The sequence below is a fragment of the Colwellia sp. BRX8-7 genome, from assembly GCF_014077275.1.
Taxonomy (GTDB): Bacteria; Pseudomonadota; Gammaproteobacteria; order Enterobacterales; family Alteromonadaceae; genus Colwellia_A.
In genome coordinates this window covers 1-23327 of sequence record NZ_JACGVP010000007.1, presented here as the reverse complement: position 1 = coordinate 23327, position 23327 = coordinate 1, and the positions used below count along the sequence as shown (strand labels likewise).

General features: G+C 36.6%; 20 protein-coding genes, 1 tRNA gene and 1 pseudogene. 10 read left to right on the top strand and 12 right to left on the bottom strand.

Annotated features, from left to right (window positions below; genetic code table 11):
- The first annotated feature begins 29 nt into the window (after positions 1-29).
- Together H4J57_RS08385 and H4J57_RS08380 are read left to right on the top strand one after the other, a co-directional pair.
- Complete coding sequence (locus H4J57_RS08385; RefSeq protein WP_182231024.1) at positions 30-488, top strand: nitrate reductase cytochrome c-type subunit; 459 nt, start codon at positions 30-32, stop codon at positions 486-488.
- A 36-nt stretch (positions 489-524) separates the two neighbouring features.
- Positions 525-1115 (top strand): NapC/NirT family cytochrome c, encoded by a 591-nt coding sequence (locus tag H4J57_RS08380; protein WP_182217601.1) that lies wholly within the window; start codon positions 525-527, stop codon positions 1113-1115.
- 198 nt (positions 1116-1313) lie between these two features.
- Here the strand turns inward: H4J57_RS08380 and rimI are convergent, their stop codons facing one another.
- The 5 genes from rimI to aceK form a co-directional block, all read right to left on the bottom strand.
- Positions 1314-1763, bottom strand: a complete 450-nt coding sequence (gene rimI, locus H4J57_RS08375; RefSeq protein ID WP_182242502.1) for a ribosomal protein S18-alanine N-acetyltransferase — start codon at positions 1761-1763, stop codon at positions 1314-1316.
- A 1-nt stretch (position 1764) separates the two neighbouring features.
- The gene (locus H4J57_RS08370; protein WP_182242501.1) at positions 1765-2115 is read right to left on the bottom strand and encodes a DNA polymerase III subunit psi; all 351 of its coding nucleotides are present in this window, start codon (positions 2113-2115) and stop codon (positions 1765-1767) included.
- Positions 2116-2267: 152 nt separating this feature from the next.
- Positions 2268-5429 carry an EAL domain-containing protein gene (locus H4J57_RS08365; protein ID WP_182242500.1) on the bottom strand — a complete coding sequence of 1054 codons (3162 nt, stop codon included), beginning with the start codon at positions 5427-5429 and terminating at the stop codon, positions 2268-2270.
- 196 nt (positions 5430-5625) lie between these two features.
- A tRNA-Trp gene (locus tag H4J57_RS08360) sits at positions 5626-5702 on the bottom strand.
- A gap of 152 nt (positions 5703-5854) precedes the next feature.
- On the bottom strand, positions 5855-7588 hold the full coding sequence (aceK, locus tag H4J57_RS08355; protein ID WP_182218311.1) for a bifunctional isocitrate dehydrogenase kinase/phosphatase: 1734 nt from the start codon (positions 7586-7588) through the stop codon (positions 5855-5857).
- Between the two features lie 238 nt (positions 7589-7826).
- Between aceK and queA the strand changes: the two genes are divergently transcribed.
- From queA to secF, 5 genes are all read left to right on the top strand, one after another.
- Positions 7827-8879 carry a tRNA preQ1(34) S-adenosylmethionine ribosyltransferase-isomerase QueA gene (queA, locus tag H4J57_RS08350; protein ID WP_182242499.1) on the top strand — a complete coding sequence of 351 codons (1053 nt, stop codon included), beginning with the start codon at positions 7827-7829 and terminating at the stop codon, positions 8877-8879.
- 126 nt (positions 8880-9005) lie between these two features.
- Positions 9006-10121 (top strand): tRNA guanosine(34) transglycosylase Tgt, encoded by a 1116-nt coding sequence (gene tgt / locus H4J57_RS08345; protein ID WP_182171367.1) that lies wholly within the window; start codon positions 9006-9008, stop codon positions 10119-10121.
- Positions 10122-10179: 58 nt separating this feature from the next.
- On the top strand, positions 10180-10515 hold the full coding sequence (gene yajC / locus H4J57_RS08340) for a preprotein translocase subunit YajC (protein ID WP_182171028.1): 336 nt from the start codon (positions 10180-10182) through the stop codon (positions 10513-10515).
- 102 nt (positions 10516-10617) lie between these two features.
- Positions 10618-12465 (top strand): protein translocase subunit SecD, encoded by a 1848-nt coding sequence (secD, locus tag H4J57_RS08335; RefSeq protein ID WP_182218315.1) that lies wholly within the window; start codon positions 10618-10620, stop codon positions 12463-12465.
- A 13-nt stretch (positions 12466-12478) separates the two neighbouring features.
- Positions 12479-13426: a protein translocase subunit SecF gene (gene secF, locus H4J57_RS08330; protein ID WP_070376037.1), complete on the top strand. Its 948-nt coding sequence runs from the start codon at positions 12479-12481 to the stop codon at positions 13424-13426.
- 321 nt (positions 13427-13747) lie between these two features.
- Here secF and H4J57_RS08325 read toward each other — a convergent pair whose 3' ends face one another.
- Entirely contained in the window at positions 13748-14929 is a 1182-nt protein-coding gene (locus H4J57_RS08325) for an HD-GYP domain-containing protein (protein ID WP_182231392.1), read from the bottom strand.
- Positions 14930-15086: 157 nt separating this feature from the next.
- Between H4J57_RS08325 and H4J57_RS08320 the strand changes: the two genes are divergently transcribed.
- Positions 15087-15458, top strand: a complete 372-nt coding sequence (locus H4J57_RS08320) for a DUF2750 domain-containing protein (protein ID WP_070376038.1) — start codon at positions 15087-15089, stop codon at positions 15456-15458.
- 52 nt (positions 15459-15510) lie between these two features.
- Here the strand turns inward: H4J57_RS08320 and H4J57_RS08315 are convergent, their stop codons facing one another.
- The 5 genes from H4J57_RS08315 to can form a co-directional block, all read right to left on the bottom strand.
- Positions 15511-16161, bottom strand: coding sequence for a sulfotransferase (locus H4J57_RS08315; RefSeq protein ID WP_182242498.1), 651 nt, complete (start codon positions 16159-16161; stop codon positions 15511-15513).
- Positions 16162-16168: 7 nt separating this feature from the next.
- Positions 16169-17767: a PH domain-containing protein gene (locus H4J57_RS08310; RefSeq protein ID WP_259366824.1), complete on the bottom strand. Its 1599-nt coding sequence runs from the start codon at positions 17765-17767 to the stop codon at positions 16169-16171.
- Positions 17760-18323, bottom strand: a complete 564-nt coding sequence (locus H4J57_RS08305; protein WP_182242496.1) for a PH domain-containing protein — start codon at positions 18321-18323, stop codon at positions 17760-17762. Before H4J57_RS08305 ends, H4J57_RS08310 begins: the two co-directional genes overlap by 8 nt.
- Positions 18324-18449: 126 nt before the next feature.
- Positions 18450-19256 carry a uroporphyrinogen-III C-methyltransferase gene (gene cobA, locus H4J57_RS08300; RefSeq protein ID WP_182242495.1) on the bottom strand — a complete coding sequence of 269 codons (807 nt, stop codon included), beginning with the start codon at positions 19254-19256 and terminating at the stop codon, positions 18450-18452.
- A 3-nt stretch (positions 19257-19259) separates the two neighbouring features.
- Positions 19260-19859 (bottom strand): carbonate dehydratase, encoded by a 600-nt coding sequence (gene can, locus H4J57_RS08295; RefSeq protein ID WP_070376043.1) that lies wholly within the window; start codon positions 19857-19859, stop codon positions 19260-19262.
- 662 nt (positions 19860-20521) lie between these two features.
- On the opposite strand from can, the gene H4J57_RS08290 reads away from it, so the two are divergent.
- Positions 20522-21688 carry a methyl-accepting chemotaxis protein gene (locus H4J57_RS08290; RefSeq protein WP_182242494.1) on the top strand — a complete coding sequence of 389 codons (1167 nt, stop codon included), beginning with the start codon at positions 20522-20524 and terminating at the stop codon, positions 21686-21688.
- A 459-nt stretch (positions 21689-22147) separates the two neighbouring features.
- Here the strand turns inward: H4J57_RS08290 and H4J57_RS08285 are convergent, their stop codons facing one another.
- The gene (locus H4J57_RS08285; protein ID WP_182242493.1) at positions 22148-22924 is read right to left on the bottom strand and encodes a hypothetical protein; all 777 of its coding nucleotides are present in this window, start codon (positions 22922-22924) and stop codon (positions 22148-22150) included.
- A gap of 280 nt (positions 22925-23204) precedes the next feature.
- Between H4J57_RS08285 and H4J57_RS20020 the strand changes: the two are divergent.
- A pseudogene (locus tag H4J57_RS20020) lies at positions 23205-23327 on the top strand (transposase); the annotation flags it as partial.

The following is a 23327-nucleotide window of genomic DNA, read 5'->3' as shown; positions in this document are numbered from 1 at the left end:
TTACTTAATCTACCGGGTAGAGGTAAAAAATGAAAATATTATCAATAATAATGATAACAGCCAGTTTAGCCATGGCATTAAGCGTACAAGCTTATCAAGAAGTAACGTCAGGCGGTTTAGAGACTATTCGTGGCATAGCTAAAATTAATGAAACCAAAAGTGCAGAAGCGCTTAAACGTGTCATTAAAGATAAAAACCCTATTCAGCGTAATTATGTGCATCAACCACCTGTTGTGCCTCATCAAACACGTGGTTATCGGGTCAATAAAGACAGTAATAAGTGTTTAACTTGTCATGGTTGGAAATATGCGAGAGAAACCGGCGCAACCAAAATAAGTTTAACGCACTTTGAAACACGTGACGGTAAAACACTGTCAGATGTTTCTCCGCGTCGCTACTTTTGTTCTCAATGCCATGTTACACAAGCTGATGCACCTGAGTTAGTTGATAATCTTTTTAAACCCGTTGAATCGTTAGGTAATGATTAAATAATGGTTTATCTAAACGTAATTTAGGGGATTAACATGACCAAAAAATCAAAAATAAAAAGCTTACTTTCGTATTTAAAGTCGCCAAGCAGTGCCGCCTTATGGTTTATTTTAGCTATCGGCTTTGCTGGCGGTGTTATCTTTTGGGGGGGATTTAATACCGCCCTTGAAGTGACCAATACCGAAGAGTTCTGCATTAGTTGTCATGAAATGGAAGATAATGTTTATGAAGAATACAAAGAAACTATTCATTACTCTAACCGTTCTGGCGTTCGTGCTACTTGTCCTGACTGCCATGTTCCCAAAAAATGGACTCATAAAATCGTTCGTAAAATTGCGGCGAGTAAAGAAGTTTGGGGTATGCTTACTGGCTTGATCGACACAAGAGAAAAGTTTCAAGATCATCGCCGTGAATTGGCAGAACGTGAATGGAAACGCATGAAAGAGAATGATTCACTGGAATGTCGTAATTGCCATAACTTTGAGTACATGGACTTTTCAGAACAAGGTAATCGCAGTGTTAAAATGCACTCAAGTGCACTGGCTTCTGGCGAAAAAACCTGTATAGATTGTCATAAGGGTATCGCCCATGAATTACCAGACATGAAAGGTGTTGAAAATTGGTAGTTTATTTACTTGTGTGAATAGCTTAAACGCTTATTCGTGAAACCGTGATATGTAAAAGCCTCTTTAATTGTCATGATTAAAGAGGCTTTATTTTGTTTCGTGTATGATGGTTTTAACTCTTGTCGCTCTTATTGTTGAAGCTGCTTTTTTACTGAACCCTATTAACTGGAATCTCATTTATGCCTGCTTTATTAGGTATTAGAGCACTTTTTTCATGACTATAGCGTCTTCATAACCGAAACCAGAGGCACTTGGGTAGTAACCTGTTCTTCTGCCAGTTTCAATAAAACCACTATTGATATACATCATTTGAGCACTGATGTTTTTTGCTCGAACTTCTAACCAAATAACTGTATTGTTAAGTTGTTTTGATTGCATAAAAAAGTGTTCTAGTAATGCTTTACCATAACCCTTGCCCTGCAGTGTTGGTAATACACAAACATCCATTAACGTTGCTTCACCAGCGACATGCTCGCCAATATAAAACCCCACTAACTCATTATCCACTTGTAAGTAATGACCAAAATATCGCGCGCCAATACAGCTGTTAAAGGTTTTTTCACTCCATGGGTGAGAGTGACAAGCATTCTCTATAGGGATTAATAAGTCTACGTCGTTACTTGATATTTTATGATAGATAAAGGTCATGTTATTGAATTTCTTGTAGTTTTTGCCAAAGTGTTTGTTTTAATAGCGGAGAATTTTTCAAAACGTTAATCGACGGGGTAACCAAGTGATGCTTTGTTAGTGATATATCAGTCTGTTCACTAAATTGCCAGGTTAATAAACCTATCGATAAGGCATTATTATTGCAACTTACTTCACCAATAGAGCAACCTAAAGAATGCAGGATGTCGGTAAATATATGAGTATCAACTAATGTAGCAAGTTCAATGTCTAGATAAAGAGGGTGGTCGCTATTGTTCGTTTTTTCGCTATTTTTTAACTGCCAAAGTTCAATACCAATAGCCTGCAAGTGCGAAAACTGTCTTTTAGTCATGGTCATAAATTAAGGCGATAAAGCATAGCGTAAGTAAGAAGCACATAATGACAGAATTTTCACTTAATACCAAATATACCCGTTATTATTGGTGGTGTATTAATCCTGTGACTCTCAATTAATCGCAAATTAAAAGATAAAGCCATTATACTTTATAGCGTTTTGATTTGAGTCATGACTAGTTGCTCTAACTCTTTAAAACTAATGGCTTTACTGAAATAATAACCTTGATACTCCTGACAGTTTAATTGTTGGAGAAACGCTAAATGCTCACTTAATTCCACGCCTTCTGCGATAACACTTAAATTTAAATTATTAGCTAAGTTAATAATAGAGCGAACAATACTTTGATCGATTGAAGATTCATGCATTCCCATAATAAACGAACGGTCAATCTTGAGAATGTCGATAGGAAATTGTTTTAAGTAACTTAAAGAAGAAAAACCTGTACCAAAATCATCTAATGAAAGCTTAAAGCCAAGTGCCTTAAGCTGTTGCATGGTTAAAATAGCGATATCTATTTTATCCAGTAACATGCCTTCAGTAATTTCAATTTTTATCCTGGCGGGAGAGATGCCATATTGGTTTAGTTTCGCTTTTAAAAGTGCAATAAGGGCTGCTGAATCAGAAAACATTTTTGCTGATAAATTAATGGCAATAGGTCCAAAGTCTAACGCTTGTTTTTGCCATAAAGCAACTTGAGCGAAGACCTTATTTATTGCGATTTTATCAAGTTGGTCTATTAGACCAAGCTTTTCAGAAAAGGGAATAAAACTGTCAGGGTAAATAATATTACCGTCCGCTTCAACCCACCGGATTAAGGCCTCTGCACCTGAAATTAAGCCAGATTTAGTATCAACAAAGGGTTGATAATAAAATTCAAAGCTCTCATTTTTTATTGCTGTGAGTAGCCTTTGTTCTTGCGCTAATTGTTCTGCAACTTCACTGTTCATGCGCTGTTCAAAAAATTGATAATTATTCTTTTTTTGAGCTTTAATATCAAAGATTGCCAACGCTGCTTTTCTTAATAGCTCCTGAGGAACATCAGCATCTTCAGGGTATCGAGTAATGCCAATGCTTGCGGTAACAGGCAACTGGTGGTCATCAAATATATATGCAGTGTCAAAACAAGACAGTATTTTCCGTGCAACAGCGATAGCGCCATAATTAGGGTCAGAAAGCTCAACTAAAATACAAAATTCAGCACCATTAATACGTGCAATAACGTCTTTTGGGTATAATACCGTACTTAAACGATCGGCAATTTCACGGATAACTTCATCACCGGCACTATGGCCATAAGTGTCATTAATTTTTTTGAAACTATTTACATCAAGTAATAGTACGGTTGGTGACTTTTGAGAGCGCTGAGAGTTCAAAGAAGATTGGACAATCAATTCATGCAATAGGGTTCTATTAGGCAATTCGGTTAAATCATCGTGGGTAGCAAGCTTACTTAATTGCTGTTGTATTTTTACTTTTTCAGTAATGTCTCTAAAAACACCAAGATAATGGATAATTTCATTATTATCGTTTGTTATCGCTTCAATCTCTAATTCTAAACTATAAATTTCACCGGTAGATTTTTGATCAAAAAGCTCTCCTAACCAACTACCATGCACCATAGCCTGAGCGCGCAATTTTTCAGATAAATCAGCAGGCTGGCCATTTATTTCTGCAAAAACTACCTTTTGACCTATTACTTCAGACTTATGCTTGTGGGTGTGTGTCACGTAAGCATTGTTTACTACTTCAATTTCGAAGTTTTTATTGGTTATCCATACTGCATCAGCTGTATTCTTAAAAGCAATAGACAATAACATCAACTGTTCTTCATTGGCTCTGATTTCATTATTGTGGCGTGTTAAACGTACTTTTTCTTTTCGTATATAATGACGATTTACCGTAAGTAATAAAATGATTAAGGAAAATAGACTAATAACAATGGTCACAACACTTTGATTTTTTGCTGACTGTAGCTCTAATGTTTGTAATTGATTTTCAGCTTGTAATAAGTTGATCTTTTTCTGTTTTACTTCTGCTTTATATTGATTTTGTAGGACCCTGATTGATTTTTGCTGTGCTTCGTCATTAAGTTTATTAATTAACAGGATATGTTTTTCATAAAAATTAAAGGCTTGTTGCCATTTTTTCTGCGCTTGATAAGCTTTGCTGATGCGTTTATAAGTCTCTGCTTCAAGTTGTTGAAGTTTGGTCTCTTGATAGTAAAGTAATGCGCGATTATAAATGGCTAAAGCTCGAAGAGGCTCTCCCTGCAGTAGATAAATATCGCCAATAAAGCCTTCCGCACTAATTTGTGATTTTTTATTCTTAGTTGCTGCAGTTAATTGCAACGCTTCTTCTAATTGCTTTTTTGCTAATGTTAATTCATTAATTGTAATGTAGGCATCGGCGAGACCAATAATGGCGCCTAATGTCTCTTTAGGAAAATATTTACTGTCAGGGTGATTAATCGCTTTTTTATAGGATACGATTGCATTCTCATACTGTTTGAGCTCGGTATAATAAATACCTTGATTTGAAATGTTAATGATATAAAGCGCACTGTCGTTAAGCTGTTGTGATATCTCTATAGGTCTCTCTAAATATTTTAAGGCAGCATGAAAATCTTTTTGTGCCCAGCTAATTAGGGATAAATTATTAAGCGCCGCCGCGACACCTTGTAAAGCCTGCAAGTCTTCATATAAACGCAAACTAGTAATAAAATACTGTTGTGCTTGGTCATAGTCGCCAATTGAGAAATACGAAATACCAGTTAAATTATTAATTTCAGCAACATCTCGGTTGGTCAGGTAGACATCATCATTTAAAATACTGTTATTTTTTTTTATTATTACGTTGTTCATCTGATTAAATAACGCCAAGGAAATCTTTAATGCTGGCAGATGTTGTTGATCATTTTGTAACTCAAGCAGCTGATTTTTTTTTGATAGAAGATTTAACGCGAGTAAGGATTTTTTTGAAATGATTTGATTAAGGTTTTTTTTAAAGCGATCTAGCCATCGTTGAGCATTAACAGTATCTCCTTGTAAGATAGCATTGTAATGCAACTGATTAATAATTAGTGCTTCAAAGCGCTTGTTTTCAAACGGCGTTACTTGTTCAAGCAGTTTAGTATAGCTATTTTCTTTTTCTTGAAATGAAATCGACGTATTATTACGGATAGACTGATAATCGGTATCTAAATTTACTTCACTGGTTATTTCTGTGGCAACAGCGCTAAATATTATAAAATATAAAGAAAATAATAAAGAGGGTGATTTTATTTGGGGCACAGTACTAAAAAGTGTCAAATTATTCCAGTCAGATATTATTAGAAGCAATAAATATATTATAGGTTATATTTTTATTTCTTCACCTAAATATAAATTATACTTTAATAAATATAACGACCGCTCTTATTTAGATATGACAGAGTAACTATTAGGTTTACGATGATTTATAAAGATAATACTATTGATCTTAGCTAGAAATAGCTAAGAAAATAATTGGCAGGGGTGGAGAGATTCGAACTCCCAACCGTCGGTTTTGGAGACCGCTGTTCTACCAATTGGAACTACACCCCTGCAACGGATTCGAATTATACGCAAGCAATAGCAAAGGTAAAGCGCTAAAGTCAAAAAAAATGAAATAAATGACTGTTTGCTTAAAATAACAACATTGCGTTTGTTTTAAACTCAATTATTGTCAGGTAAAGCAAACAATCACAGATACAATATTAATTATTACAAAAACGTAGTGCCTCTGGGTAGGGGAATACATCTTCAAATTTACCCGTAGCCACACTTTTTTGGCATTGTTGCCAAAAACTGGCTTCTAACAAATCGGCATGATGTAATAAAAAAGCATTGCGGTATTTCTTATTTGCCAACGCAAAAGTCGCAATTTCCTCTGGAAACATGTCGCCAGGTGCTACCGAGTACCAAGGTTCTGCTGCATAAATTTGTTCCTCGGTAATGGCTTCTGGTTTCACCCTAAAGTTAACTTCATCCATATAGGTTATTTCATCATAATCGTAAAATATGACTCGTCCGTGTCGGGTTACGCCAAAGTTTTTGAGTAACATGTCGCCGGGGAAAATATTGGCAGCAATTAACTGTTTGATCGCGCTGCCATAGCCATACATTGCTTCTTCAATTTCCTCATCACTCGCTTTAGCTAAATATAAATTGAGCGGTGTCATACGACGCTCAATATATAAATGTTTGATGATAATTAATTCATCTTCAAAACGAATAATAGATTGAGCAACATTGAGCAGCTCTGTTAATAATTCTTCACTAAAACGGTCTTTGGGAAAAGCAACTTCAGAGTATTCCATGGTGTCAGCCATTCGTCCAACTCGGTCATGTAATTTAACTAAGCGATATTTCCCTTTAACTTCTTGCTTAGTCATGGTCTTACTCGGGGCAAATTTATCTTTTATAATTTTAAAAACATAAGGGTAAGAGGGTAAGGTAAATACTGACATCACCATACCTTTAATACCTGCAGCTAATTCAAATTTGTCATCACTTGCGTCGAGGTGATTGAGAAAATCGCGATAAAACTGTGTTTTACCTTGTTTATGAAAACCAATGGCTGAATATAAATCGGCTAAGGTTTTATGAGGAATTAAGCGTTTTAAAAATTGCACTAAAGCAAAAGGGTGCTGACAGTCGACAAAAAAGTAAGCGCGGGCAAAACCGAAAACTACCGCCATATTTGCCCCTTCGGTTAACAAAGCATCTATGTATAATCCTGCTGCTTTTCCTTCTTTTTCATTATTAACAATAGGGACAATAAAAGGTGTTTCACCGCCAGGAGAAATAACGCGACCAATAATATAAGCCCCTTTGTTACGATAGAATATAAAATCAAGAATATCGAACTTCAATTCGCTAAGTTTATATCGTGTTTTATGTGCTTGAACGCGAAAAGACTTTATAAGACTTTTCATGTCTCTTTCTAAGTTAACAAAGGGAATGTTGAAGTTGGCATTATTCATAATAGCCGCAATAGTTTGCTCTAGGCCTAACTCACTTGGCAAATAGCGCGTGTATATAACCGGACTGGCAATGTTTTCTATTTTTTCAACGGTACTTTTTACAAAAATAAAAGCATTGTGGTAGTACTTACGTTCAAATAAATGACAAAAGATAGAGTTATAAAAACTCTCTGCTAGCTCTGGTTGATGGTGTTCTTTTAATAAATCGACGTAACTTACCTTAACGTTTTGCCATAAAAGCTCGTCAAGATTCGAGACAAAAAAATCTTTTTTAATGGTCTCAAGTGTTTCTTCAACACGTTTATCATAAAAGTCTGTTCTACTTTTTGCTGCATCTTGAACCGCTTGCCATTGGCAGAGTTCAAAGCGTTTTTTTGCGGATTGAGTAATTTCACTAAAAAGATAGATATGTCGCTCAAAGCCATTCAGGATGGTTTTAGCGAGAGCAAAAGCAATATTGTTCATGATATTTTCAACTATAAATTTATCGATAATCTCAGCATACGGTAAATTGTCAAAAAGGGGAGATAAAGTTTCCAATATGATGATTATAAACAAGGTAAATACAGAGCTGTTTTATATTTAAGGTCTCTTGACCCTTTATTGCCACTGTATCGGCGTTATTACTTGCTATTGTTGGCGCTGAACACTAAAATTACGCGTTTTTTATTCTCTTAAAATAGATATTCTAATTGGTATTTACATGCGCGTAGCTGACTTTTCTTTTGATTTACCCGAAGAACTTATTGCCCGATATCCGAAAGCGGATCGTACCTCAAGTCGTTTAATGTCTGTTAACGGTAATAGTGGTGAAATCCTTGATCTTGGATTTACCGATATTATTGAACAACTTAATGCTGGTGATCTACTTATCTTCAATAATACCCGCGTAATACCCGCACGTATGTTTGGACAAAAAGAAAGTGGTGGTAAAATTGAAGTTTTGGTTGAAAGGATCCTCGACGAAAAACGTTTTCTTGCTCATATTCGTGCCAGTAAGTCACCAAAAGTGGGTAACAAACTTATTTTAGAAGGCAAAGTCTCTGCGACTATGCTTGGTCGCCATGGTGCTCTATTTGAATTAGAAATACAGGGTGAACAATCAGTTTTATCTGTGCTTGAAGAAATTGGCCATATGCCATTACCTCCTTACATAGACCGTCCTGATGAAGACAGCGATCGTGAAAGATATCAAACTGTTTATAATGAAAAACCTGGTGCGGTTGCTGCACCTACCGCAGGTTTACATTTTGATGAAAATTTATTAGAAAAAATAAAAGCTAAGGGTGTCGATCTGGCTTTTATTACCTTACACGTTGGCGCGGGTACTTTTCAGCCAGTAAAAGTCGATGAAATAGCCGACCATATTATGCATGCTGAGTATGTTGAAGTATCTGACGAAGTTGTTCAACAGATAGCCTTTACAAAAGCGAATGGCGGTCGCGTTATCGCAGTTGGTACAACATCGGTACGTTCTATAGAAAGTGCCGCTAAGGTGGCTAAAGATAAAGCTTTACCGCTTAGCGCTTTTTATGGTGACACTGATATCTTTATTACCCCAGGATATGAATTTCAAGTGATTGATGCCTTAATCACTAATTTTCATTTATCAGAGTCAACACTGTTAATGCTCGTTAGCGCCTTCTCGGGTTACGAACACATGATGTCTGCATATCAACATGCAGTGCATGAAAAATATCGTTTTTTCAGTTATGGCGATGCGATGTTTTTAACGAAAAAAGATTACAATATTTAAGATGACGTACAAAGCGTTTAATAATTTATAATAAACAACCGCTAGCCTGTTTCGCTAGAGGGTTTGGAGAAAGTCTATATGACAGATAAAACAGTAGCACCAGTGACTAAACCAGTAAAAAGCAAGATGAAGTATCAATTAATCAATACTGACGGTAAAGCACGTCGAGGCCGTTTAACGTTTGATCGTGGCACAGTAGAAACGCCAGCGTTTATGCCAGTAGGGACTTATGGCACGGTTAAAGGCATGAAAATGGAAGATGTTGAGGCAACAGGCGCTGAAATTATTCTAGGCAACACTTTTCATCTTATGCTACGTCCTGGTACTGAAATTGTTGAACAGTTTGGCGGTTTACATAATTTTATTAATTGGCAAAAACCAATTCTTACTGACTCTGGTGGTTTTCAGGTGTTCAGTTTAGGTAAAATGCGTAAGATTACCGAAGAAGGGGTTAAGTTTAGTTCTCCTATTAACGGTGATAAAATAATGCTAACCCCTGAACGTTCAATGGAAGTTCAGCGCAGTTTAGATGCCGATGTTGTGATGATTTTTGATGAGTGTACGCCATATCCTGCATCACATGAAGAATCAAAAAGTTCGATGGAATTATCACTACGCTGGGCACAGCGTTCTAAAGTTGCTCATGGCGATAATCAATCAGCTTTGTTTGGTATTGTACAAGGCGGCATGTATGAAGACTTACGTGAAGTTTCTGTTAAAGGTTTAAAAGACATCGAGTTTGATGGTTATGCGATCGGTGGTTTATCAGTAGGTGAGCCCAAAGAAGATATGATCCGCATTCTTGATCACACCACCCCCTTGATCCCTGAGAATAAACCCCGATATCTTATGGGTGTTGGAAAGCCTGAGGACTTGGTTGAAGGTGTGCGTCGTGGTATTGATATGTTTGATTGTGTTATGCCAACACGTAATGCCCGAAATGGTCATCTATTTGTGACTAACGGCGTTATTAAAATCCGTAATGCCAGCCACAAAACAGATACAGGGCCATTAGACAGCGAATGTGACTGTTATACCTGTAAAAATTATTCACGCGCTTATTTGCATCATTTAGATAAGTGTAATGAAATTCTAGGCTCACAATTAAATACCTTACATAACTTACATTTTTATCAACGTGTTATGAAAGGATTGCGTGCGGCTATAGAGCAAGGTAAGTTAGACGACTTCGTGAGCGAGTTTTATGCGTTACGCGGATTACCCGTTCCAGAACTAAAATAGCTATTTACACAAATTAAAAGAATTATCCATTTATTAACAATAAAAATCAGAGGAAATTATGAGTTTATTTATCAGTGAAGCACACGCAGCAACCGGCGCACCAGCAGGTGCCGATGGCACATCAATGTTGATCATGCTAGCCGTTTTTGGTTTAGTTTTTTACTTTATGATTTACCGCCCACAAGCTAAGCGTGTAAAAGAGCATAAAGGCCTAATGTCAGCATTATCAAAGGGTGATGAAGTTTTAACACAAGGCGGCATCGTCGGTAAAATTGTGAAAGTTTCAGACGAAAAAGATTATATCGTAGTAAGTGTTGCTGAAGGTACTGAAGTTGTTCTTCAAAAAGCAGCAATCAATGCGGTATTACCTAAAGGCACAATGAAGTCATTGTAATTCGTAGTGGGTTAGTTATTTGCTTGGCTTCTTGCTAAACAAGTTTAGCATTATGACTAACCTGCAATGATTTAAAAGAACGTTAATAAAAAGGATGAACTTGTGCTAAACAAATACCCCTTATGGAAAACACTGATGGTGCTATTTATAGTCGCTTTTGGTGCTTTATATGCTTTACCTAATTTATACCCTGAAGACCCTGCCGTGCAGGTTTCAGGTTTACGTGGCGTTGAAGCCAATGCTGCAACGCTTGATAGCGTAAAGAGCGATTTGACTGCAGATAATATTTCATTCTCAAGTATTGTGCTTGAAAATGGCCAATTACTTGTCCGTTTTAGTGATACCGAGCAACAACTTCGTGCCCGTGATTTGCTTGAGGAAAGTTTAGGCGATAAATTTTCGGTGGCGTTAAATCTTACGCCGGCAACACCTGCATGGTTAGCAAGTGTTGGTGGTACACCGATGAAGTTAGGTTTAGATTTAAGTGGTGGTGTTAGCTTTCTAATGGAAGTGAACATGAGTGAAGCGATAGTTAAAGCGCAAGACGCCTTAGTCGATGACTTTCGTACCGATTTACGTGGCGAAAAAATTCGTTACCGCAGTGTCAAAAAATCGAACGACTCCATCAATGTTCAGTTTCGTAATGCGGAAGACTTAACTACAGCCCATGACTTTTTGAAAAAACGCTACCGTGACTTTTTAATGTCAGAAAATGCGGATAATTTAACCTTGTCTGCAAAAATGACCGATGAAAAAATTAAAGAAGTTCGCGAATATGCCTTGCAACAAAACATTACCATTATTCGTAATCGTGTTAATGAATTGGGTGTCTCTGAGCCGCTTGTGCAACGCCAAGGTAAAAAACACATCATCATTGAATTACCCGGCGTGCAAGATACAGCTAAAGCAAAAGAAATTTTAAATGCAACGGCAACTATCGAATTTAGGCTCGTTGATACCGACGGCGATTTAAGTGCTGCACTCAATGGCCGAGTGCCAGCGAGCTCTAAGTTATTATATGAACGTGACGGCAAACCTGTTTTATTGAAAAAACGTGTGATGCTAACCGGTGATCATATTGTTGATGCAGGCTCAAGCTTTGACGAGTATAGCCGTCCACAAGTAAATATTTCGCTTGATTCTGCCGGCGGCGGAAAAATGTCCAATGGGACTAAAAGTAATATCGGTAAGCCAATGGCGACGGTATTTATTGAATATAAACCCACTGACCGTAAAGATGCTGAAGGGAATACTATTTTTGAAAAAATAGAAGAAGTTATCTCAGTAGCAACCATTCAAGCACGTTTAGGTAAAACCTTCCGCATTACTGGTGCGGGTAGCCAAAGTGAAGCACATAATTTAGCACTATTGTTACGTGCTGGAGCGCTTGTAGCACCGATTCAAATTGTTGAAGAGCGAACGGTTGGACCTACATTAGGTGCTGAAAATGTTAGGCTTGGTTTTGAAGCTATTTTAATGGGCTTTGGCTTAGTGTTTATTTTTATGATTATTTATTACCGTGCTTTTGGTGTGGTAGCAAATCTAGCGCTTGGTGCTAACTTAATCTTAATTGTTGGGGTGATGTCGTTAATTCCTGGGGCAACATTAACGTTACCCGGTATGGCAGGTATTGTACTAACAGTTGGTATGGCAGTAGATGCCAACGTACTTATATTCGAACGTATACGAGAAGAAATACGTGAAGGTAAGTCGATTCAACAATCTATTCACCAAGGATATGAGGCAGCATTTTCAACCATTATTGATGCCAATATTACCACGCTTATTGCGGCACTTATTTTGTATGCTGTTGGTACAGGTCCGATTAAGGGTTTTGCGATAACGTTATCTATCGGTATTCTTACCTCAATGTTTACAGCGGTTGTTGGTACACGAACCGTAGTTAATGCTGTTTGGGGCGGAAAACGTCTCGACAAACTTTCAATATAGGGCGTAGATATTTATGCAAATTTTACAATTAAAAGAAACTGTCGCCTTTATGAGTTACCGCAAGGGAGCATTGATGTTTAGTGTTTTATTGATGCTTGCTTCTGTATTTTCTTTAATGACCAATAAATTAAACTTCGGCTTAGATTTTACGGGTGGAACATTAATTGAGGTGGGTTTTGAAAAAGCGGCCGATTTAAACAAAATTCGTGCGGTAATGGACAGTAATGGCTATCCAGATGCGGTTGTGCAGTTATATGGTACTAGCCGTGATGTGGTTATTCGTTTAGCAGAGCGCGAAGGTTTAAACGTTGAAATGCTCGGTAATGAAGTACTTAGTGCCTTACAAGAAGGCACAGGGCAAACCATGGAAATGCGCCGTATTGAATTTGTGGGTGGCAGCGTCGGCGATGAATTAGCAGAGCAGGGCGGATTAGCGATGTTAACTGCGCTAATTTGTATTCTCGTTTACGTAGCATTCCGCTTTGAATGGCGTTTCGCTTTAGGTTCGGTGTTTGCTTTATTTCATGATGTATTGTTAACACTAGGCTTGTTCTCGGTATTAAAACTTGAGTTTGACCTGACGGTGCTTGCAGCGATATTGGCGGTTATAGGTTACTCACTCAATGATACGATTGTTGTATCTGACCGTATTCGTGAAAACTTTCGTAAATTACGTGAAGGCGGGCCAGCAGATATTATCAATATTTCGTTAACACAAACCTTAAGTCGTACTTTTATAACGTCAATAACCACGTTATTAGTATTAGCTGCACTGTTTTTTAGAGGTGGTGAGCTTATTCATGGTTTCGCAACCGCGTTATTGTTTGGGGTCTTTGTTGGTACTTATTCATCTATTTATGTAGCAAGCTCAGTTGCACTCGCTTTTGGTATTTCTAAAGAAGACTTGATACCAGAAGTGATTGATAAAGAAGGCGCAGATCAAGAAGAGATGACGCCTTAACGTATCAATCAGATAATAAAAGTTGTTAACTAAAAGCCGAGTATTCTTACTCGGCTTTTTATTGTCTTATCAAGAAGATTAACTGATTAGCACCGTTTAAAAGGGCTTATTAATAACTATTAAGATGATATTTGAAATAAAATTGTGCTAATTTTCAATTTTATTAGTGTATGGTATTTACATTAAATAGTTTATTAGTATAATTACTCTAGTTCTTAAGGGCGATGCTCTTACCAAACTTTTGTTATTCCCTTACAAATGTTTTTATGCCGCGTAACTTACGCGGCTTTTTTTTGCCTAAAAAAGGACATTTAAGGTATGTTAGGCTTTATTGGCAATGTCGTGTATCACTTTAGCAATGTTAATATTATAGTCTTCAGCTCGGGCCGAGCCAACGATGGTAATAGCGACAAGTGAAAGGTCGCAATCTTTTGAATTAATATAATTTTGGAGTTTTAAGCTATAAAAAATTTTTACTTTAGGTTTTAGCGGGTCAGCTCTGTTGCCTTCAACTACAATGGCTATTTTATCATTTGATAGTTTAACCAGTGAGCCCACCGGATGGACACCTAAATATTTAATAAACTGTTGAACAAGTTGCTGATCAAACTTGCCTTTTTCTGCTAATAAATAACGTAACGCGTTAATGGGTTGTTGACCTTTTTTATAAGCTTTATCACCTGTTACAGCGTCATAAACATCAATAATTGCAGTAATACGAGCAAGTTTAGAAAGTTTTTCTTTTTTTAAACCCCTAGGGTAGCCAGAACCATCTAATCGTTCATGGTGATTAATCAACATATCCATAATAATAGGATCATTAAAGCCATCTTTTTTACAAAGCTGATGTCCCCATGCAAGGTGTTTTTTAACAATATCCATTTCATTAATTGTTAGTTTATCTGGTTTTTCAATGATCCCTTTGGGTATTTTTGCAACACCAATATCATGTAATAAAGCGCCTAATGCCATTTTTTCAGCGGTTTCTTTATTTAAGCCAAGGAAAAGTGCAAAGCCACAGACTAAGATGGCGCAGTTAGTGGCATGCTCCCATTGATAGGTAGAATGATGGCGAATACGCGTTAAAATAGTTATGGCATATTGATTACGAATAACCGAATTGGTTATCTCTGACGCGAGCAAACTGATTGCCTGTGGTGATAGATTTTTTTGACTTTTCGCTTGGTTGAATAAATCTTGAATTTTTTTATTACTATCATCATAGATTTCACACGAACGTGAAAATTCTTCATTTAATGAGCAAGGTAAAGTCACTGACTCTGCAGTTGATAATTTCTCTTCTTTAGCTGTTAAATTTTTATTTTGTTCCTTATCAGACTCAAGTTTGATAATAACTTGAGTAACGCCTTGTTTTTTTAAAGACATTATTGTGCTTTGAGAGTTAACTCTGCCTTGGTTTTTTACTTTTGTTTTGCTGTGTTTAAGCATTACGGTGGTAACGAACATACCAATTTCTAATTCATCAATGCTTAATGTCTTCAATCTAACTTCTTCAGTCATATAGTATTTTTATTATTATTGTTCCATATTCATTCATACTTGCTTATTTTTTATACTTTTACAATAAATTGTTATATTAGCAAATGAGATGGTGTGAGATAATTAAAGACTGCTCATTAATTAATTGATACCAATAATCATGAATTCAACAATCTTAAGCACCTTTTTAGTCGACGTTAAAAACAATCAATCGTTCTGGGCACTGCAAGAAAAGTCAGCAGAAGATTGGGTGGTACTTGACTCTATTAATTTTGAAAACACTGAAGTTATGCCATTATGGTCAAGCCAAGAACTCGCTCAGAAACATTGTGTTGATGAATGGCAGGAATATGTACCGACTAAAATAACTTTAAGTGACTGGTTGGAATTTTGGTTAGAAGACCTTAGTGAAGACGGCGTTATTGTTGGTATTAATTGGCAAGAAGAAACTAGTGATACAGATGATAATACATATGTTGAGTTAGATTTAGCCGAGTTTAGTCAAGCACTCGCTGAAATTGAAGCTTTGTAACGTTTAGAAAAAGCAGTATGTTGACTTTATTATAGAGCTCAACGTGCTGTTGTTATTCGCCTGATACATCTAAATAAGTTAGTAAACTTATTCGACCATTCTTGGTCGACGCTATTTTATTTTTATTGATTAAATCTTTCCAGGCGGTCACTTTGCCACCCGTATTGAGCCGCTCAAAGCTTGCCGACTCATTTCCTTGCGCTAAAGATAAAAAGTTGAGTAATTTCTGATAACTGTCTGACTCGCTAACATCTATAGTGAGTAAGTCTTGTGGGCGAGCAATAAAATATTGCCCAACCTCACTCTTATGCCGCTGGTAGCATAATGATAAAAAATTATCATCTTCAATATTATCTGACGTAAAAGGTGAAAATGTACTCTGGTAACAGCGTTTAATGATCGTATTAAAACCACCATCATCTCGGGTGAGATTGATATACATTCGTTGAAGTAATTGCTTAATCGACGGTAACCATTTTTGTGACTCACGGGACAAATAGATAAATTTACTGTTAGGGTAAAATGTATCTAGACGTTTAAAATCAGCAAAAATGGGCGTATCGGCGATCACTTTTGCATGATCAAAAGTTTTTTGCGTATAAGCTGTGTGTGCGACGGTATAGCCGAGTTCAAGCATAGCGGCACAAATACTGGTGGTGCCGGTGCGAGGTAAGCCGATAATGAATATTTTAGTGCTGTTCATCTCTTAGTTACATCCAAGATTTGCGGCTACTTTCTACTTGGTAAAGTGCATTATCAAGTAATTGGTAGGCAAACTCTTGTTTGATAAAAGGAATATCTTGAGCGCCTGCCGCTAATACTATGCTTACTGAACTGAGTTGGTGGCGTTTTTGAAACCAACTTTGTTTAAACTGAACTTGTTGAGTTTTAAAAATAGGAAAACAGTAATAGTCGACGCCAAAATAACCTTTACGGATATAAATAAAATCTTCATCTTTAGCATAGCCCCAACGAAACCAACGCATAAAAATTAACAAACCAACAAATAAATAACCCGGAATTATAGCCATTAATAAATTAGTTTTATCAACAGTGATGAAAAAGACTAACAGTGAAATAAATATCGGAGTGAGAATATAGCCAAGATTACGCAAAAGAAAGCGTTTACTAATTCTTTGATAATCAACAGTCATCATTTTATTAGTTGGGTATACGTTGTTAACCAACGCCAAACATTCGCTAGGATTAATTGATGGAACAATAATACGATTATTTTCTGCACTCGCTTGATACTGATTTAAAGCACTATTGCTTTGCTCAAATTTAAGGTTAATTCGTTTGAGTATCACATCAAGCCAATCTTGTTGACGAACTACCATTTGCAGGCGGGATAACCGCATGATCACTTCATACTTGGTTAACAGACCACTTCGGCGAATATAACGATCGTCGACTTTACTTAAGGTGAACTGGTAAAAAGTAATAATAGAACCGGCGATAGAAAATAAGGTAAAAGGTAATAAAATAATAAAAGTTAAGGTCAGTGCGTATAAACCAACTTGCCACATGGGTTTATCAGCAAACGTTAAGAATTTTTCAAGGTCGATACCTAAGCCATTAAAAAATTCAACAATATAGCGACCAAAATCATCAAAAAATGGTGCTAAGCCACCGAGGAAAATCCAGATTCTGTTGTTAGTTAAGCCATGAATAATAAGGTCTGTAATACTGCGTGTGTTTAAAATAGTTTCGTTGTTTTGATCCTTTGATGCTAAGTCATTAACTGTTTCGGTTTTGGCATCGGCGACTGTCGAACTTGCTATTTTATGTTGAGCTAAAATTTCTACTTTAAGTTGCTCGGCAAAGTCTACTTTTAAAGCGACGACTTTAGCTTCTTGCATGGCGGAGCCTGCAGTATCAAGCTGAAGACAGGTAAAACCAAATAGTCGATAATACAACGGCTGCTCTAGTTTTACGTTTTGAATTTTAGCAAAGGGTAAATTAACGTATTTCTTTGAAATTACGCCAGAGCGTATTTCAATATGATCCTGATATAATCGATACTGAAAGAAGTAGAAACTTAAAAAGGTCGAGATCATAATAATGGCGAGTATGGCTAAACCTATTGGTAGCCACAAATGGGGATGTGCAATAAAATTATCGTAACCTAAATATAATGCGGGTAAAAAAACGACGATATTACTTAAAAATCCCATCACAAATTTTGCTAAAAAATAAATAATAGCGATAGGTGATATACGCTGCCAGTCTTTGGTGTTTTGTTTCGAGCCAAGAGGGGGAATTGTTACTTCTCCGTCACTCTCTAGCGTCGGTGTTGATTTATCCATGATGGTTAACATCTTTGTGATCAAGAATAAATTGGCGAATGCTCTCTGCTTTCTCTAACGGTAAACCTGGGATTTCAAAAGTGTGCAGTGCACCACCAGCGCTGAAAACTTGCAGTTTAGCCAAACCTATTTTTCGATCAATAGGACCACGCTTTAGCTCTACATGTTGAATACGTAGCATGGGTTGGCTAACAGTTTTGAGAAAAATAACGCCACTTTGATAACTAAGATCTTGTTGGCGAAGCGCGTAAAACTTTCTTTTATCAGCAACTATAGTGTAAAGGGTACTCATAAAGCCAACCAGTGCTATTATCCAAATAACATAACTTAGAAAGTTACTTACTGCAGTAGTTAAGGTAATAAAGTGTTGTAGCTGAACGATAAATAAAATACTTATAATAAACAGGGTGAGAAATAAGGAGATATAGCGGTTACTTTTTGCATAAAGCGGCGATAACATTTCAAATTTTAATGAGTCTAATCTTGGTAAATCGTTACTCGTTATATCTGTGTTTGAAAAGTTAACCGTTCCTGGGATATTCTCGGTGCCCTGCATTATCGCTATTCCTATTATTTTTATTATCAAAAGTGTGGGTAATTGTTATTATAATTCTTAAAATAAACCGAATGATATGGTTAATATTCGCGCAGTGTGGAGCTTGGCTTTCTTAGGTGTTTAGTATTATTCGGGTGATAAATAACCTAAATTCATCAAGCGCTTCTCATCAAATGTGTTAATAACATCACCAATAATGACTAATGTTGGTGGTTTTATATCATGTAATTCAACTAAGTGGTTCAATCCCGCTAACGAACCACGGTAAACTTGTTGTTCTGGATTTGTTCCTTTATAAATCAATGCTGCGGGTGTTGAAGCTTTACGACCCGCCTTGATTAGTTGATCACTGATAATGGGTAAGCTTTTGATCCCCATATAAAAGACAACGGTTTGTTTATTATCGTTAAGCGTGTGCCATGGCAGTGATAATTCACCATTGTCTTGGACGTTACCAGTAATAAATGTGCAACTTTGTGCGACTTGTCTATGCGTTAAAGGGATACCTACATAGCTAGTGCAAGCAGAGGCCGCGGTCATTCCTGGTACAATATGACAAGCGATACCATTTTTTAAGGTATATTGTGCCTCTTCACCACCTCGACCAAAAACAAAAGGATCGCCGCCTTTTAAGCGTAAAACTTTTTTGTTTTGTTTAGCATAATCAACTAATAACTGATTAATTTTTTCTTGGGGGACTCTGTGTTCTGCTTGTTTTTTGCCGACATAAATTCGCTGACAATTTTCGGGTAATAACGCTAATATTTCAGCACTTACTAATCGGTCATAAATGGCGACTTCAGCTTGTTTAATAAAACGAAAAGCTTGTAAGGTTAATAAATCAGGATCGCCAGGACCCGCGCCAACTAAAGCGACTTCGCCACAAGCAAAAGGTTGTTTACTGTTAGGTGAGTCAGGCATTATTAAGGTCATTGATTATTTACCATTAGAAGAAACGTTTAAGTTCTTCAAAATACCGTCGTGTATATTATAGACAAAGCCGTGTACGGTGACATCTTGATTGGCATTCCAGGCACTGACTAATGTGGTGGTATGACAAACATTGGCTACCTGCTCAATCACATTGAGTTCACAAAGTAAGTTGACCTTTGTTTGCTGGTCTTCAACGGCATCAAGCCGCTCTTTGTGAAAACGATAAACATCTTTAATATGCCCTAACCAATTATCGATTAGCCCATGACGCTTATTATCAATTGATGCTGTAATACCGCCACAGCCATAGTGACCACATACTATTATATGTTTAACTTTTAGGTTTTCTACAGCAAATTGAATAACAGAAAGGCAATTTAAATCGGTATGGATAACTTGATTAGCAATATTACGATGAACAAACACTTCGCCTGGTGACATACCGAGCAATTCATTGGCTGGTACTCTTGAGTCAGAGCAACCTATCCATAAATATTCCGGTTTTTGTTGTTCTGACAAGCGTTTAAAAAAATCGGGGTCTGCTTTTTTTATCTTTTCAGCCCACTGCTGATTATTGTCGAACAAATGTTGAATTGAAGTCACGGAATGCCTTGTTAAATAATCTATTCATTGATTTTATGAGAATACACCAAAAAGTGAAAGATAAATGTGATATCAATTATTTATGATGTATATCCATTTAGTTGGGCACTTAGCCATAACTGCCGATATTATGAAAACTTAACTAGGCAGAGTCATCTCAACCTTATGTGAGCGACAATTTTAGCAATACAAAAACTAAAGCAGTTGTACTAAAAAGAAAAACAATCAAAGTAGCTGAGTTTGGTGTGCTGACTAAGAAGAAATCAACTTATCTATTAGCTAAAAAAGGGCGATTTAGGTGAATTTAAGCAAAGCAAATAGCTAAGACTTTTAATCATGACGTTATAAAGGGAAAATTAAATGGTTTATGTCCCAATAAAAATAAAGTTTGGCTTTGATTTTAGCTAAACTATTTATTGTCTTTCTCTTTTTATTTATCCGCCAGCACCTATCATTATATTATAAGTGCTGGCGGTTAACGTTGAATGTTCGACAATCAATTGTTACTTGGTATCGTTAAAATAACAGCTGATTTTTGTCGAATGGTATAAATTAGTAAATATTATTAGCAAAACTGCTAAATAATAGGTAATTTATAAGGAAATAAAGACAAGTAGCTTTAATCTCAGCTATTTTTTTTAAACTAACATCATGGATACTCTATGTTTACTCGCTTAAGCGTGAAATTACTTATACCGACTGCTGTTTTTGGATTATTAGCTGTATTATTTATTTTGCTATTTACAGATGAGTTAAGTAAGTCGTCTGTTATCGGTATATTGTCTCTATTAGTGGTTGCCCAATTAATATCAGGTTATATATTTACTCAAAGTCAGCTGTCGTCTCGATTAACAAAGTTACTTCATTACTTAACGCTTGTGGTGAGTACCAAGCAGGCGCCTCCTGGCCCATTAGTTGATGAAGGTAATGATGAACTCGCTCAAGTCACCAATGAGCTTAGTGCTTTTATTGGAGACTTATCCGATGTGCTTGCTGAATTGCGAACCGAGTCTGAATCGTTAAAAGAGGGGTCATTTTTACTGGCCACACAAATGACTGATTCAGTGAGAGCCGTTGATGATTCTGCCCGTCAAATAGAACTTATGGCTCACTCTATTGATGAAGTCGCGTCAACGTCTAGTATACTTTCAGAGAGTGCTTCACAGGTAAGTGAGACGACTAATCAAGTTATTGACATTTTATCGCAAGGGACAACTTCTTCAAATACCAGTCAGCAAACCATTGAAGCTTTTTCTAAAGAAGTTACCGAAATGGCGACAGACTTAGCGCTACTGCAAACAGAGTGTTCAAATATCGGTTCTGTTCTGGATGTTATTCGTGGCATTGCCGACCAAACAAACTTACTCGCATTAAATGCAGCGATAGAAGCAGCGCGAGCAGGTGAGCAAGGTCGCGGTTTCGCAGTTGTTGCCGATGAAGTAAGAGCACTTGCGCATAGAACACAAGAAGCAACGGTTGAAATTCATTCAATGGTTGAAGGTCTGCAAGAGAAATCAACGAATGCTGTAACGGCGATTTCGCGTGGTCAAGCATTGACGCAAGACAGTTTAACGCATTCAGCCGAAGTGGTTGAAGCGTTAGAGCAAATAGGTCGAGTCTTTAAAGAGGTTAATGCCTTAACCTCTCAAATTGCTAGTGGCACTGAACAGCAACAGCAATCAACTGCAGCGGTTAATACCAATATGGCTGAAGTTGCCTCTTTGAGTCGAGATATCACTAATGGCTTAAGTTCTGTTGCCCAGCATGCAGAGCAACAGCAAAAAGTATCTGTTGATGTTGCTACGACCCTAAATAGGATTTGTGTTTAGAAACTAGCATGTAAAAGCACAGAGAGTAACGTTTTATCATAAGCCCATTTAAACATGGGCTTTTTTATGTTCAGGATAAACGGTGATGATTTTTGCGAAACATCATAAGTACATCCTTGTATATCATCATAAGGTGTGACGATGCCTATAGCAGCAAGACCATTCAATGGCATCATGGCATTATTACTTTCGTGTATGTCGATACCGAGTGAAGCTCCACAGACGTAGTATAATGTTTGATATTGGCATCATATACGACAGTTGACTTTTAATAGGTGATAAACAGATTATCTTGTTTTTTAGAAATTGCATTTTAGTGAAAACCTCTGATATTTAGCCAGCAATACTAATAATCATTTTATGTACATTATAGTTAGTCATTCATTAATTTCTAAGTCCGCTTAAAGCTCATTACAGTCGTTAATATTTCAATTTTAGAGACTAAATAATGTGGTAGCGCTAAAAGCGCCAAGTTCCATTTATATCTAACAAGCCGAAATTATTACCATCAACTCTTATCCATGATATACCGTATTTAATCGCAGTTGTGTGTGAAAACCAATAGTGATGTGCCAATGAAATAGTGAGTAAGGTCTCATTATTCCAGTCATCAGAAAAATCAGAATAAACTACACCAGCTTTATAAGCGTTATGTTTAGCAATGTAAAAGGTGGTAAATACTTTTGCCGTAATTCGTTCTTCGTTATGCGAAATTGAAGAAGCAATGTCCAAACCTTTCCCTCCATTAATGCTTGTATATCTAGCTTTAATAGCAATTAAAGTATCGCTGTCATATTGAGAGTTATTGGATTCGACATAATCATCAATGATATCCGTATATTCACTATTTTCAGAGTAGTTATGGATACCAATCCCTAACGTCAATTGTTGGCTAACCGCATAGTTCAGAACAAGGTCAGTGAGTAATTCATCTTCTTGATATTTGCTCGTCTTTAATGCCCCATTACGGTCAGTATAACTGTCTTTATGTGTTTTGTGTTGGTAGCTAAAATCTGCTTCTAAACTCCAACGTTGACTAAAATATAACTTGCCAGCTAAGTTAGGATTAGAGTTAAGAGCATTCAAATCAACTTTTAACCAACTGTTCCTACCTAAATGGGATTGCAAATCGTAAGGCTGTTCATTATCGGCAACAGGAGAAAAATAGTATTTATAACGGGCACCGACAATCGGAAATTCAGACCAATCTCCATCTATAAATGAAAGACTAGCCAAATTGATAACACCGTATTGTAATTCATGTTTAATTGTTTTTTTTTCTGACTCTGCGAAAGCTGGTACTGATAATAAAACGGATGACAGGAAGATTAAATGAGATATTTTAATGATAAATCCTTTTAGTATTAATGAGTTGCCAAGTAATCTTACTTTATGTCGATTATTTTAGTCAACTTTTTTTCTTTCGAATAATATTATTAAGCCACCCATAATAACTTGTTTGTTTTTTCAACAATAAACTAGACTTAAATCACCCCTGTTAAGTGTGGTGATTATTATGCCCAAGCCTCGTTCACAACAAATTAGTTTATCTGATACGCCGTATTATCATATTTGCAGTCAAACCGTTCGAAAAGCCTTTTTATGTGGTGTTGATAAAGAAACCGGTGTCAGTTATGAG